The organism is Neobacillus jeddahensis (assembly GCF_000612625.1).
GTDB classification, from domain to species: domain Bacteria; phylum Bacillota; class Bacilli; order Bacillales; family Cytobacillaceae; genus Neobacillus; species Neobacillus jeddahensis.
The window spans coordinates 23,688-37,430 of sequence record NZ_CCAS010000027.1 but is presented as its reverse complement, the minus strand read 5'-3'; the positions used below and the strand labels follow the sequence as shown (position 1 = coordinate 37,430).

11 protein-coding genes are annotated in these 13,743 nt (G+C 41.7%); 10 read left to right on the top strand and 1 reads right to left on the bottom strand.

Going from position 1 to position 13,743, the window contains the following annotated elements; translation table 11 throughout:
• Positions 1-9 precede the first annotated feature (9 nt).
• The 6 genes from TY15_RS13155 to pruA all read left to right on the top strand — a co-directional run bounded on the left by TY15_RS13155 (position 10) and on the right by pruA (position 8,427).
• Positions 10-324, top strand: a complete 315-nt coding sequence (locus tag TY15_RS13155) for a YerC/YecD family TrpR-related protein (protein WP_040205413.1) — start codon at positions 10-12, stop codon at positions 322-324.
• Between the two features lie 162 nt (positions 325-486).
• Positions 487-1,170, top strand: coding sequence for a heptaprenylglyceryl phosphate synthase (pcrB, locus tag TY15_RS13150; RefSeq protein WP_040205411.1), 684 nt, complete (start codon positions 487-489; stop codon positions 1,168-1,170).
• Between the two features lie 71 nt (positions 1,171-1,241).
• Complete coding sequence (gene pcrA, locus TY15_RS13145; protein WP_040205409.1) at positions 1,242-3,506, top strand: DNA helicase PcrA; 2,265 nt, start codon at positions 1,242-1,244, stop codon at positions 3,504-3,506.
• Positions 3,507-3,556: 50 nt separating this feature from the next.
• Positions 3,557-5,563, top strand: coding sequence for an NAD-dependent DNA ligase LigA (gene ligA, locus TY15_RS13140; protein ID WP_040205408.1), 2,007 nt, complete (start codon positions 3,557-3,559; stop codon positions 5,561-5,563).
• Positions 5,564-5,576: 13 nt separating this feature from the next.
• Positions 5,577-6,737 carry a CamS family sex pheromone protein gene (locus TY15_RS13135; RefSeq protein WP_040205407.1) on the top strand — a complete coding sequence of 387 codons (1,161 nt, stop codon included), beginning with the start codon at positions 5,577-5,579 and terminating at the stop codon, positions 6,735-6,737.
• A 142-nt stretch (positions 6,738-6,879) separates the two neighbouring features.
• Positions 6,880-8,427, top strand: coding sequence for an L-glutamate gamma-semialdehyde dehydrogenase (gene pruA, locus TY15_RS13130; protein WP_040205405.1), 1,548 nt, complete (start codon positions 6,880-6,882; stop codon positions 8,425-8,427).
• Between the two features lie 48 nt (positions 8,428-8,475).
• Here pruA and TY15_RS13125 read toward each other — a convergent pair whose 3' ends face one another.
• Positions 8,476-9,291, bottom strand: a complete 816-nt coding sequence (locus tag TY15_RS13125; protein WP_040205404.1) for a hypothetical protein — start codon at positions 9,289-9,291, stop codon at positions 8,476-8,478.
• Between the two features lie 223 nt (positions 9,292-9,514).
• Here TY15_RS13125 and TY15_RS13120 point away from each other — a divergent pair, with 223 nt between their 5' ends.
• The 4 genes from TY15_RS13120 (at position 9,515) to nirD (ending at position 13,743) form a co-directional block, all read left to right on the top strand.
• Positions 9,515-9,742 (top strand): hypothetical protein, encoded by a 228-nt coding sequence (locus tag TY15_RS13120; RefSeq protein WP_040205401.1) that lies wholly within the window; start codon positions 9,515-9,517, stop codon positions 9,740-9,742.
• 57 nt (positions 9,743-9,799) lie between these two features.
• Positions 9,800-10,786: a hypothetical protein gene (locus tag TY15_RS13115; RefSeq protein ID WP_142305365.1), complete on the top strand. Its 987-nt coding sequence runs from the start codon at positions 9,800-9,802 to the stop codon at positions 10,784-10,786.
• Positions 10,787-11,002: 216 nt separating this feature from the next.
• Positions 11,003-13,426, top strand: coding sequence for a nitrite reductase large subunit NirB (gene nirB, locus TY15_RS13110; protein ID WP_040205397.1), 2,424 nt, complete (start codon positions 11,003-11,005; stop codon positions 13,424-13,426).
• Entirely contained in the window at positions 13,423-13,743 is a 321-nt protein-coding gene (nirD, locus tag TY15_RS13105; RefSeq protein ID WP_040205395.1) for a nitrite reductase small subunit NirD, read from the top strand. Before nirB ends, nirD begins: the two co-directional genes overlap by 4 nt.

The window sequence follows — 13,743 nt, the reverse complement described above, 5'->3', positions numbered from 1 at the left end:
GTAAAGTACATGCAAATAAATAAATTACGAGGAAAAGAGCTCGATCAATTATTTCAAGCTGTTCTCTCATTAAATGATTTAGAAGAATGTTATCGATTTTTTGATGATTTATGCACGATCAATGAAATTCAGTCGTTAGCACAGCGGCTTGACGTAGCAAGAATGCTCCGCGAAGGAAATACCTATCATAAAATCGAAACAGAAACTGGCGCAAGTACTGCAACGATTTCCCGTGTTAAACGCTGCTTGAATTTTGGAAATGATACGTACGAAATGGTGCTGAAGCGAATTAAAGAAGACGCTAGTAAAACAGAAGAAGAATAATTCAAAACCGGGGAGTATACTCTTCGGTTTTTCTTTTTGACAATATTGGTCTAAAGGGTAGCTCCGTTTTTCCTATAATTTGCATTATTGTTTTATTTTTTTATCGTTTCCTCCAATGCTATAATGGAGGAATGGACTACTGAGTGTGGGAGGATTTTGTTAATGTATGATTTTCGCGAGTGGCGGCATGTGTTCAAACTCGATCCAAATAAAGAAATAACAGACGATCAATTAGAAAAAATATGTGAATCAGGGACAGATGCTGTGATTGTGGGAGGAACCGATGGAATCACTATTGAGAACGTCCTCGACCTAATGGCGAGAATTCGTCGCTACACCGTTCCATGCGTGCTGGAGGTATCGAGGATTGACACCGTTACACCAGGATTTGACCTTTATTTTATCCCAACCATCCTTAATAGCAACGAAGCCAGATGGATTACAGGACTGCATCATCAGGCCGTTAAGGAATTTGGCGAAATTATGGACTGGGAAGAATTCGCCATGGAAGGGTATTGTATTTTGAATGAGGATTGCAAGGCGGCACAACTGACGTCAGCCAATGCAAACATAACAATTGACGATGTAAAGGCCTATGCTATGATGGCTGAAAAAATGTTTCAGCTTCCTATTTTTTATTTAGAATATAGCGGTAAATATGGCGACCCAATCGTCGTGGCTGGAGTCAAAAAAGTACTTGAAAGCACGGTCCTTTTTTATGGCGGCGGTATTGCAACACCAGAACAAGCCTTAGAAATGGCCAAGCATGCCGATGTAATTGTCGTTGGGAATGCTATTTATGAAGATTTTGATCAAGCGCTAGAAACTGTAAAAACAATTCGCTAGAATTTGCTTCATACTAAGAAGAACGTTATGATAAAAATAAGAACAAATGTTTGTAAATGGTGGTGGAAGAAGTGCAATTTTTAACTGATAAGCTTTTAAATGGTTTGAACCCAGAACAACAAAACGCCGTTAAAGCAACTGACGGTCCACTTCTACTGATGGCGGGAGCCGGTAGTGGGAAAACAAGAGTATTAACCCATCGAATTGCCTATTTAATTGTTGAAAAACGAGTAAATCCATATAACATTCTAGCGATAACTTTTACCAATAAAGCGGCACGTGAAATGAAGGAACGGATTGGAAAGATGATGGGCGGAGCGGCTGAAGAGATTTGGATCTCTACTTTTCACTCGATGTGTGTACGGATATTGCGCCGTGACATCGATCGGATGGGCTTTAACCGGAATTTTACCATTCTAGATACAACAGATCAGCAATCCGTTATTAAAAACATCCTCAAAGCCAAAAACCTTGATCCGAAAAAATATGATCCCCGGGCCATCTTAGGCTCGATCAGCTCTGCGAAAAACGAACTAATCGATCCAGAAGAATATAAGAAAACGGCTGGTGGATATTTTGAACAAGTGGTAAGTGAAGTCTATGAGGATTATCAAAAGCAGTTACGGAAAAATCAGGCACTTGATTTTGATGACTTAATTATGATGACTATTCAATTATTTCAACGCGTACCGGAAGTGTTGGAATATTATCAGCGTAAATTTCAATACATTCATGTGGATGAGTACCAGGATACAAACAGGGCGCAATATATGTTAGTCAAACTGCTTGCCAATCGCTTTCAAAATCTTTGTGTTGTCGGGGATTCCGATCAGTCCATTTATAAATGGCGCGGAGCAGATATCGCCAATATTCTTTCCTTTGAAAAAGACTATCCTCGGGCACAGACGATTCTTCTTGAGCAAAACTATCGTTCGACGAAACGAATTCTCTTGGCTGCCAATAAGGTCATTGAAAACAACTTGAACAGGAAGGCGAAAAATCTGTGGACAGAAAACCCTGAAGGGAACAAGCTCGTCTATTATCGTGCCGATAGTGAGCAAGGTGAGGCACAATTCGTGGCGGGGAAAATTAAAGAATTATCCCGTGATGGCAAATACAATCTTTCTGACTTTGCAATCCTCTACCGCACCAACGCACAATCCCGTGTGATGGAGGAAGTCCTGCTGAAATCGAATATTGAGTACAGTATCGTCGGCGGCACGAAGTTCTATGACAGAAAAGAAATTAAAGACATGCTAGCGTATTTACGATTGATTTCCAATCCAGATGATGACATCAGCTTACGTCGTGTCATCAATGTTCCAAAGCGAGGGATTGGTTCTACTTCAGTCGATAAAATTGCGGACTTTGCCGCCATGCATGATTTGTCCTTATTTCAAGCGCTTGACTCAGTAGAATTGATTGGTTTAAGCCCGAAAATAACGAAGGCAGCTGGTCAATTTCGCGATTTAATCCATAATTATACGAATATGCAGGAGTTCCTGTCCGTTACTGAATTAGTGGAAGAAGTACTGGAGAAATCAGGTTATCGGGAAATGCTGAAGGCAGAAAAATCAATTGAAGCCCAAAGTCGTCTTGAAAACTTGGAGGAGTTATTATCCGTAACGAAAAGCTTTGAAGATGCTAGTGAAGATCGAAGCCTGATTGCTTTCCTTACAGATTTGGCCTTAGTGGCAGATATTGATGCACTTGATGATGATGGGGAAAAGGCTGATTCCATTACGCTGATGACCTTGCATTCTGCTAAGGGGTTAGAATTCCCTGTCGTGTTCTTAATTGGACTTGAGGAAGGGGTCTTCCCGCATAGCCGCTCGCTCATGGAGGAGACGGAAATGGAAGAAGAACGCCGACTTGCTTATGTAGGGATTACGAGAGCAGAGCAAAGCTTATTTATTACCAATGCCCAAATGAGAACATTGTTTGGGAGAACAAATATGAATCCCGCTTCCCGATTTATTAGTGAAATTCCAGAAGACCTCATTGAAGGCGTCGAAACGGAGAAACGCAATAACGTTCCATTTGGTTCCGGGGGCAGAACATTTGGCTCTTCAGGAAGCTCTTTTGGGTCGTCAAGGAGTTCATTTGGCACTCCGGCTACACCAAGAAAACCAGTCATGCGTCCTGTCTCTGCTCCTACTGGCGGTGAAGAGAGCGGCTGGAAGGTTGGCGATAAAGCTGAACATGGGAAATGGGGAATTGGAACCGTTGTTAGTGTGAAAGGGCAAGGTGAAGGAACGGAGCTGGATATCGCGTTTCCAAGCCCAGCCGGGATTAAACGCTTATTAGCGAAATTTGCACCTATTAAAAAAGCATAAAAAGCGGGCCTATATGTGGCCGTGGTATTACCTATGAAAGGGCTGGATATATGGACCTTCAAATGGCTGAGTTGAAAATCAATGAAATAAAAAGCCTATTAAATCAATATGGCTATGATTATTATGTGCTGGACAAACCGTCAGTCCCAGATGCCGAATATGACAAACTGATGAATGAACTGCTGGAGCTCGAAGAAAAATTCCCAGCATTAAAAACATCAGATTCCCCCACTGTTCGTGTCGGTGGTGCGATCCTAGACTTATTTGAAAAAGTCGAGCATCGTACCCCAATGCTAAGTTTGGGCAATGCCTTTAACGAACAAGATTTACGGGATTTTGACCGTAAAATCCGTCAAACTGTTGGGGAGGACTTTTCCTATGTGTGCGAGCTGAAAATAGACGGATTGGCGGTTTCATTACGATATGAAGATGGTTTATTTGTTCAAGGTGCAACCCGTGGAGATGGCTCCATTGGTGAAGATATAACGGCAAATTTGAAAACGATCCATTCAGTACCGCTTCGTTTACGGGAAACGGTTTCCATCGAGGTTCGTGGTGAAGCTTATATGCCTAAGCGTTCGTTTGAATTGCTAAATAAAGTGAGAGAAGAACGAGGCGAGGAACTATTTGCAAATCCAAGAAATGCGGCTGCTGGTTCACTAAGACAGCTCGATCCGAAAATTGCTGCATCAAGAAAGCTGGATGTGTTTCTATACGGAATTGGGAATCCTGAAGCGATTGAAGTAGGGGCCCATAGTGAAGGACTTCATTATTTGGACCATCTTGGCTTTAAAACCAATAAAGAACGGCAAACATGTGCAACCATTGAGGAAGTCCTTGAGTATGTCAATGGCTGGGTTGAAAAACGACCGAACCTGCCTTATGAAATCGACGGAATCGTTATCAAGGTCGATTCGCTTGAACAACAAGCAGTGCTCGGTACAACAGCAAAGAGCCCACGCTGGGCGATTGCTTACAAGTTTCCGGCTGAAGAAGTTGTCACGACTCTTTTAGATATTGAGTTAAGTGTGGGCAGAACAGGTGTGATCACGCCAACTGCACTTCTTGAGCCTGTGAAAGTGGCAGGAACAACCGTACAGCGGTCGTCGTTACACAACGAGGATTTAATTCGTGAAAAAGATATTAAAATAGGGGACAAAGTCGTCGTTAAAAAAGCAGGCGACATCATTCCAGAAGTGGTCAATGTACTGGCTGATCAGCGGACCGGAAATGAAGTCGATTTCCATATGCCAACCCATTGTCCCGAGTGTGAAAGTGAGCTGATCCGGCTTGAAGGAGAAGTCGCCTTACGGTGTATTAATCCTAAATGTCCAGCGCAAATTCGTGAAGGACTGATTCACTTTGTTTCCCGTAATGCCATGAACATTGATGGGCTTGGGGAAAAGGTCATTAGTCAACTTTTTGCTGAAAAATTAATCACCGATGTGGCCGATATTTATAAGCTTACACGTGAGCAACTTCTAGCCCTAGAAAGAATGGGTGAAAAGTCTGTTACTAATCTGTTAAAGGCGATTGAAGCCTCCAAAGCAAATTCGCTTGATAAATTGCTATTTGGTCTTGGCATTCGTCATGTTGGGGCGAAGGCGGCAAAAACGCTAGCCCAGCAATTTCATTCAATGGGGCAGCTGGCACAAGCTTCAAAAGAGGAATTAGTGGCTGTTGATGAAATTGGTGATAAAATGGCCGATTCGATTGTGTCATTTTTTGAACAGGACGAAGCTCAAGATCTTATTCAGGAACTCGTCACTGTAGGTGTCAATATGGAGTATAAAGGAGCAAGGCCCGTTTCCGCTGAGGAATCTGATAGTGTTTTTGCCGGAAAAACGGTCGTTCTGACTGGTAAGCTTGAGCAGTTATCCCGCAATGAAGCTAAGGAAAGAATTGAAGCACTTGGTGGCAATGTGGCGGGCAGTGTGAGCAAAAAAACACATCTCGTCATCGCGGGAGAAGATGCTGGTTCTAAGTTAGCCAAGGCGCAAGAACTGGGGATTGAAGTGTGGGACGAGGAGAAGCTTTTAGTAGAATTAAATAAATAAGAGGTGATTTGAGATGAAAAAGTTCTCAGTAGTCGCTCTCTCCCTTGTCTTTTTGCTAAGTGCTTGTGCACCGAATTTCCAAAAGCAAAATGATACCGTCCAAACAGAGGAGAAAACGAAAGGGAAGGCGATTATTCCTAATTATAATATTTCCGACAATTATTACCGTACTATTCTCCCCTTTAAACCAGGGGAAGCACGGGGATTGGTCGTCAATAATATTAATACAAGATATGATTTAAACGAGTTTGAAATGGGCTTAATGCGCATTGCCCAGAACAGCTTTGATACAGAGAAATTTTATTTTCAAGAAGGTCAGAAAATTAAAGCAGAAACGGTTAAACAGTGGCTCAGCCGAAAATATACAGATGCCCAGCTTACGGCAAACAATATAAAGGCTGCTGATAATATCGGACTAAATCCAGTTGATACTAGTGCAGCTGGAGCAGCCCCGACAGCACCAATTTATTTGGCCCATATTTTAGAACATGACTACTTAACAAAGGATGATAAAGGAAATGTCACCCTTGCAGGAATAACGATTGGCCTCGCCATGAATTCTATCTATTACTATAAGTTAGTTCCTGATGGTGATACGTTAGAACAAAAGCTTCCTTTTGCTGAAGTAGAAAAAGAAGGAAAGAAAATGGCTGAAGAAGTAGTAAAACGAATTCGTGCAATGAAAGATTTGAAGGATATCCCAATCACCGTTGCTTTATTTGAACAACAAAGCAAATCATCTGTGGTGCCTGGTACATTTTTCACTTATTCCACAGTCGATAAAGGAAGTACAAGCTTAAATGATTGGGAAAAGGTAGATGAGAAATACTATTTATTTCCTTCGACGGATGCCGAAAATGATCACCGTGATGATTCGATTTCATTCGCAAATTTCAAGCAGGATGTGGAAGAGTACTTTCCGAATTTTAACGGTGTAATTGGCAGGGCATTTTATATTGGTGATCAGCTGCAGGATATGAATATTACGATTCCAATTCAATTCTACGGGAAATCAGAAGGAATCGGATTCTCCCAATATGTGACAGGTTTAGTGATGGAGCATTTCCCTAAGTATTTGTCCGTTTCCGTAAGTATTACCTCTGTTGATGGTCCAGAAGCACTAATTGTCAAAAAAGCGGATGAAACGGAACCATTCGTTCATATTTATCAATAAGAACTGGCGCACATGCCAGTTCTTTTTGTTTTACTGAGACAGGCGAGGGAGCTTCCGCATTTCATTTGATACTCGGAAATGATTCCTGTAGAATGGATTATGGGTGAAAACGTTTTATACATACGTAGGAGGGGTTTTAGAAATGATACAACCTTATAAGCACGAACCATTTACAGATTTTTCAGTGGAAGACAATCGTCAAGCCTATCTTCAAGCACTAAAAACGGTTGAGGGCTATTTAGGCCAGGATTATGACCTTGTGATTGGCGGAGAAAAAATCACTACAGAAGATAAAATCGTTTCCTATAATCCATCAAATAAAGAAGAAGTAATTGGCCGGGTTTCCAAAGCTAACCAAGAACTTGCTGAAAAAGCGATGCAAGCAGCAGTGGAAGCTTTTAAAACGTGGAAAAAAACGAAACCAGAAGTACGTGCAGATGTCCTCTTTAAGGCTGCTGCCATTATTCGCCGCCGTAAGCATGAGTTTTCGGCATTAATGACAAAAGAAGCGGGTAAACCTTGGAGAGAAGCAGATGCTGACACAGCTGAAGGTATTGACTTCCTTGAATATTATGGCCGTCAAATGCTAGCACTTAAAGATGGTGTCCCAGTTCAAAGCAGACCAAATGAATTTAATCGATATGACTATATTCCACTTGGCGTTGGTGTTATTATTTCGCCATGGAATTTCCCTTTTGCTATCATGGCAGGAACAACCGTAGCGGCTATCGTGTCTGGTAATACTGTCCTATTAAAGCCAGCATCAACAACGCCGATTATTGCAGCGAAATTTGTTGAAGTCATGGAAGAAGCGGGATTACCAAAAGGCGTATTAAACTTTGTACCAGGTAGCGGTGCTGAGGTGGGTGACTATTTAGTTGACCATAAAGATACTCGTTTCATCAGCTTTACAGGATCTCGTGATGTCGGCCTTCGTATTTTCGACCGTTCTTCAAAAGTAAACCCAGGACAAGTTTGGATGAAACGTTTGATTGCAGAAATGGGCGGTAAAGATACTATTGTTGTGGATAGTGAAGCAGATTTAGAACTTGCTGCACAATCAATTGTAGCAGGGGCATTCGGCTTCTCCGGTCAAAAGTGTTCAGCATGTTCACGTGCCGTCATTGTAGAAGACGTCTATGATCAAGTCTTAAATCGCGCTGTGGAATTAACCAATCAATTGACAGTTGGAGATCCAACTGAGCAAGGGACATTTATGGGACCTGTAAATGATATTAATGCCTTTAACAAAATCATGGAATACATTGAAATTGGTAAAGGCGAGGGTAAATTAATGACTGGTGGTGAAGGGGATAATTCAAAAGGATACTTCATCAAACCGACAATTATTGCTGATCTTTCCCCTACAGCCCGGATTATGCAGGAAGAAATCTTTGGCCCTGTAGTTGGTTTCACAAAGGCAAAAGACTTTACGAAAGCAATTGAAATTGCCAACAATACAGAGTACGGATTAACAGGTGCGGTAATCACAAAGAACCGTGCACATCAAGAACAAGCACGTGAGGATTTCCATGTCGGGAACCTTTACTTCAACCGTTCTTGTACGGGTGCCATTGTTGGGTATCAGCCATTTGGTGGCTTCAATATGTCCGGAACTGACTCTAAAGCGGGCGGACCAGACTACTTGCTTCTTCACATGCAAGCGAAGACAACTTCAGAAATGTATTAATTTTAGCACCCAAAAAACCCTTCTCAATTTGAGGAGGGTTTTTTGAATCTATTTTTTTGGAACGTCGATCACAAATGGTACGGTGAAGACCTTATCATTATGCTTAAATTGCCCCCAAATCTTGTAGATCCCTGGTTTGGGGAAAATAGTCATAAAGATCACTATTGGTCCATTCTCAGCTGTTGTCATCGGATGGATGTGTAAGTAATTTTCGGTATCTGCACTCATGGCGACGGTATGACCCATGGCACCTAAATAGGGCTGCAAATTTTTAATCGGCTGATTGGTTTTAGCATCATTAATCGTGAAGGTCATATGTAACGTCTTGCCTGCTGTAAGTTCAGTAAATGTGAGTGATACTTTTTTTCCGTCAACCACTTTAGTAAGCTCCTGATCTGGAACAAGGGGTACTTCCTTTGCTGCCTCCCCCCCCACATACTGCCAATGACTCTCTATACTACTATCACCGCCCCCTTTAGGTGTAACATCAGCAATTAGCTTGTAGTCACCTCCCGCTGGGAAAGTGGTAGTAATATCAAATTGTCCGTTTCCTTTATATTTTGGATGGATATGAGAAAAATAAGCTAAATCCTTACTGACAATGAATAAATGCATCTTTTTTTCATGAACCGTCTCAAAGGACTTGATCGGTTGACCGGATTTATCTTTTATTAAAATAGAAATGGGGGTTTTCTCTTTCGCCTTCGGGTGATCTGGAAATATCCATGCTGACTGGGTAGGGACCACATTCGTTGGGATTGCACTCATTTTATGATCTGCCATTGATTTTGGGACTTTTATGGAGTTACATGCGGATAGTAATACAGAGCTGAAAAGAAGGAAGATAACAGCAAAATATTTCAAAGGCCATTCTCCTTTCAAAGCATAGTCAGTCCACCTTAATGTACATTACCTGATAGAATCAATGCAAGAATTTTATGTAAATTCCCTTATTACCTATGATAAGATTAGAAGCAAGATAAAAAGGAACTATTTATCAAAAGGCTGCGATGTTACTATTCATGTTCATTGTCGCTCTAGCATCTGGCCTAGTTCATTAAACGTTATACTTGGAGGAATTACGCAGTTGATCCCATTATACTTATTTCATGTTACAGCCGTAGAGCACAGTGAAAGTTTACTTTGGACCTTTTTAACCTGTAACATCGTTGTTGTCAGCTTAGGAATTGCCTTTATCTATAAATTATTTACGCAAAAAAATGTCCGTGTGACTGGAATCACCTTTGCTATTGCTTTAGTCATAAACTATATTCTGATAGCCATTTTTGGTGATCCCTTTGACCTATTAGGATAAGAGAGAAACACTTTGGCACGGAGCGGTTATGGTTATCAATGTAGAGAGGATGATATCGTGAAATATTACCGTTTATGGGTGCTTGCCTTTTTATTAAAATTTATCGGTTCTGCTTGGGATGCTTCTTATCATTTTAAATATTTGTTTGAGGAATATTCCATCCCGCATATTGTCAATACATTGGGATTTGTCTTAGGAGGTTACTTACTCTATAAGGAGTGGCGCCGCGCGCATTATATGGATAAATTCTCTAGGAACCTCATTACGATTGGCTATGTTCTATTCTTAATTGGCATTCCCTTAGATTTTACCTACCATATCGCCTATGGAATCGATTTAACGACCTGGAGTCCAACCCATTTTATTTATTATATTGCCACAGATATAATGATTCTCGGCGTTTGGCGCGGCTACTTCCTGTATACCCGGAATATCCAGCCCAGCTGGAAGTCCATGCATACATGGTTTGCGATGTTCTTACTCGAATGCTTGATGTTCCCGAATATGCAGCAGGAAAATGGGGCTATCTCTTATGATCAATACATTCATGGGAAATCGATCGCATCACAGGAAATACTGGAATTAATCTCTGATCCTGCCTCCCAAATTTTTGGCGGCATCCCTGAATATGTTTATCCCATTTATTCAGTCCTAATGGTCGTCTTATTAACCGTCCTAATTATTCGAATTTGTCGTGATGCTAAAATCCCGATAATGGGTGCTGCTTTGTACATTTTGTTACGTTTTGTCGGAAAGGCGATCTTTGCAGCTGTAGGTTATCCAACATCCTATGTCCCGATAACACTAATCTTGATTCCGCTCTCATTTTTACTGTTTAGAAAAACCAGCTGGCTGGCAGGACTGGTCGGAAGCATTGCCTACTTCCTTGTGCTGTTTGCCATCCAGCAGTCTGGCCTACTCATCACCCCGCCAATCGAAATGTGGGAGCTCGTCCCTGTTGCCATCGTCGGTATCCTTGTTCCAACTATCAACGCACGAGTAAAACTACAAACATCGCTGAAAAAGAATAAACAACCTGCATAAAGTAGAAAGGGTGTCAGGCACCGTTCGTGGACAATGTCCACGAGCGGTGCCTGACACCTCTTCTTTTTGACAATAATGTGAAATCATTCACAAAAAGAGGTTATATGTGACGAACTTCACAAATTAATTTATGACAGCAAATTACAATATAACTATAGAGAATACCTGAAAAATAGTAGATAGTAAATCAACATAAACGTTTAGGAGCGAGCCAATATGAAGAAATTAGTGATGATTGGGAATGGAATGGCAGGGGTTCGAGCGATTGAAGAAATTCTGAAAGTGGCCCCAGACAAATATACGATTACCATTTTTGGACAAGAACCCTATCCAAACTACAATCGTATTAAGCTATCAAATATTTTACAAGGCGATACAAATTTTGAGGATATTATTATTAATCCGCTAGAATGGTATCAAGAAAATCAGATCCAATTATACACAGGCGAGACAGTGGTCAAAATTGACCGCGAGGCTAAACATGTCATCAGCGATCAAGGTCGAGAAGTCGATTATGATGAGTTAATTATCGCAACAGGATCGAATTCTTTCATTCTTCCAATACCAGGAGCAGACAAAATTGGTGTAACAGGCTTTCGTGATATAAAAGATTGTGAAATGATGATCAAATCATCGAAGCAATACAAAAAGGCCGTTGTCATCGGCGGTGGATTGCTGGGACTTGAAGCAGCAAGAGGGTTATTAAACCTTGGGATGAAGGTGGATGTGGTCCACTTGATGCCGCATCTAATGGAACGCCAGCTTGATCCGATTGCTTCTTCCTTACTAAAAGGGGAATTAGAATCACAGGGCATGAACTTTTTAATGGAAAAAGAAACAGTGGAAATCCTTGGGGATGAACATGTCACAGGCCTCCGCTTTAAAGATGGTTCTGAGGTCGAAACAGATCTTGTCGTCATGGCCATCGGGATTAAGGCAAATACGGCTGTTGCGAAAGATAGCGGAATCTACGTTAACCGCGGGATTGTTGTCAATGATTTTATGGAAACAAGTGAGCCCCATATTTATGCAGTCGGAGAATGTGCTGAACACCGAGAAATTGTCTATGGATTGGTGGCGCCCTTATATGAACAAGGGAAGGTACTGGCCAACCGCATTGCGGGTATAGTCGGTGAAGCTTATGAAGGATCGGTTACCGGGACACAGCTGAAGGTGGCGGGAGTGGATCTCTTTTCAGCAGGAGAAATTTTTGAAGATGGTACTACGAAATCGATCATGATCTATAACGAATACGACGGTGTCTATAAACGGGTACTGACAAGAAATGATTTGATTGTCGGGATCGTTCTATATGGTGACACAACGGACAGCACAAGACTATATCGATTGTTAACGAAAAAAGAAGATATCAGTGGCGTAGCTATTTTTCAAACAGCTTGTTCGGGGGAAAGCAGCAGCGATGATATCGCTTCTATGCCTGATGATGAATTAGTCTGTGGCTGTAATGGCGTCACAAAAGGCGCGATCGTGGAAGCAATTCAAGCCCAAGGGTTAACGACGCTTGATCAAGTAAGCCACTGTACGAATGCCGGCCGATCATGCGGCCGCTGTAAACCAATGGTCAGTAACATACTTGCGCATACATTAGGTGACCAATTTGATGCAACCGCAGCCCAAAAGACAAGCATTTGCGGCTGCACGACCGTAAGTCGGGAGGAATTAGTGGCGGAAATCAAGGTGAAGGGCTTAACCAGTGTGAAAGAGGTCATGAACGTCCTTGATTGGAACAATGAAGAAGGCTGTACGAAATGTCGTCCGGCGATCAACTACTACCTTGGTATGATTTATATGGATGAATATAAGGATGACCGCGATTCCCGTCTCGTAAATGAAAAAATGCATGCAAATATTCAAAAGGACGGAACCTATTCCGTTGTGCCGAGAATGTATGGGGGAGTGACAACGGCAGCAGATTTGAAAAAAATTGCGGAAATTGCTGAAAAATATGCTGTTCCTTTAGTAAAATTAACAGGTGGACAACGAATTGGCTTGTTCGGAGTTAAAAAGGAAGACCTTCCAAGCATGTGGGAAGAGCTTGATATGCCATCAGGATATGCATATGGTAAAACGCTCAGAACAGTTAAAACCTGTGTCGGTGCGCAATTCTGCCGCTACGGTACACAGGATTCGATGGCACTTGGCATTGAACTAGAAAAGAAATTTGAACGCTTGGATACACCGCATAAAGTAAAAATGGGCGTTTCAGCTTGCCCAAGGAACTGTTCAGAAGCAGGCATTAAGGATATCGGCTTCGTCGGTATTGACGGTGGTTGGGAGATTTACGTTGCGGGTAATGGCGGCGTTGACCTTCGGCCCGGCGATCTCCTTTGTACCGTAAAAACGCAAGAAGAAGTGATGGAAATGACGGGTGCCTATTTGCAATATTATCGTGAAACAGCCAATTATTTAGAGCGTACCTCTAAATGGGTAGAGCGAGTCGGTCTCGAGCATGTAAAAGAAGTTTTGGCAAACGAACAAACCCGTAAGGACTTAAATGAACGGATGGATCTAACCTTGAAGAAGTACATTGAGCCGTGGAATGAAGCGATTCAAAATGAAGAAATTCAAGATAAATACTATGCAAAACATACTATCACAAGCGGGAGTGAATCGAAATGATTGAAACGATAACTCGGATACCAGTGGCACATTATGCAAATCTAAAGGAACGAGCAGGTTATTCAATTAAAATAGATGACAAGGAAATAGCTCTTTTTAAACTATCATCAGGTGAAGTGTATGCCCTTGAAAACCGTAGTCCCCATCCGAAAGGCGGTGTTCTCTCTGAAGGGCTTGTCAGTGGCCGCTTTGTCTATTGTCCTGTCTATGACTGGAAAATTTCACTTGTAGATGGTATGGTGCAAGCACCAGATGAAGGACAGGTTCGCACGTATTCGGTAGAAAGAAAAGAGGATATTCTTTTTATCGTACTTTAA

What these genes read in the sequence shown, in the direction of transcription:
- TY15_RS13155 (WP_040205413.1), top strand. Translation starts at nt 10, where the DNA reads ATGCAAATAAATAAATTACGAGGAAAAGAGCTCGATCAATTATTTCAA.
- pcrB (WP_040205411.1), top strand. Translation starts at nt 487, where the DNA reads ATGTATGATTTTCGCGAGTGGCGGCATGTGTTCAAACTCGATCCAAAT.
- ligA (WP_040205408.1), top strand. Translation starts at nt 3,557, where the DNA reads ATGGACCTTCAAATGGCTGAGTTGAAAATCAATGAAATAAAAAGCCTA.
- TY15_RS13135 (WP_040205407.1), top strand. Translation starts at nt 5,577, where the DNA reads ATGAAAAAGTTCTCAGTAGTCGCTCTCTCCCTTGTCTTTTTGCTAAGT.
- pruA (WP_040205405.1), top strand. Translation starts at nt 6,880, where the DNA reads ATGATACAACCTTATAAGCACGAACCATTTACAGATTTTTCAGTGGAA.
- nirB (WP_040205397.1), top strand. Translation starts at nt 11,003, where the DNA reads ATGAAGAAATTAGTGATGATTGGGAATGGAATGGCAGGGGTTCGAGCG.
- nirD (WP_040205395.1), top strand. Translation starts at nt 13,423, where the DNA reads ATGATTGAAACGATAACTCGGATACCAGTGGCACATTATGCAAATCTA.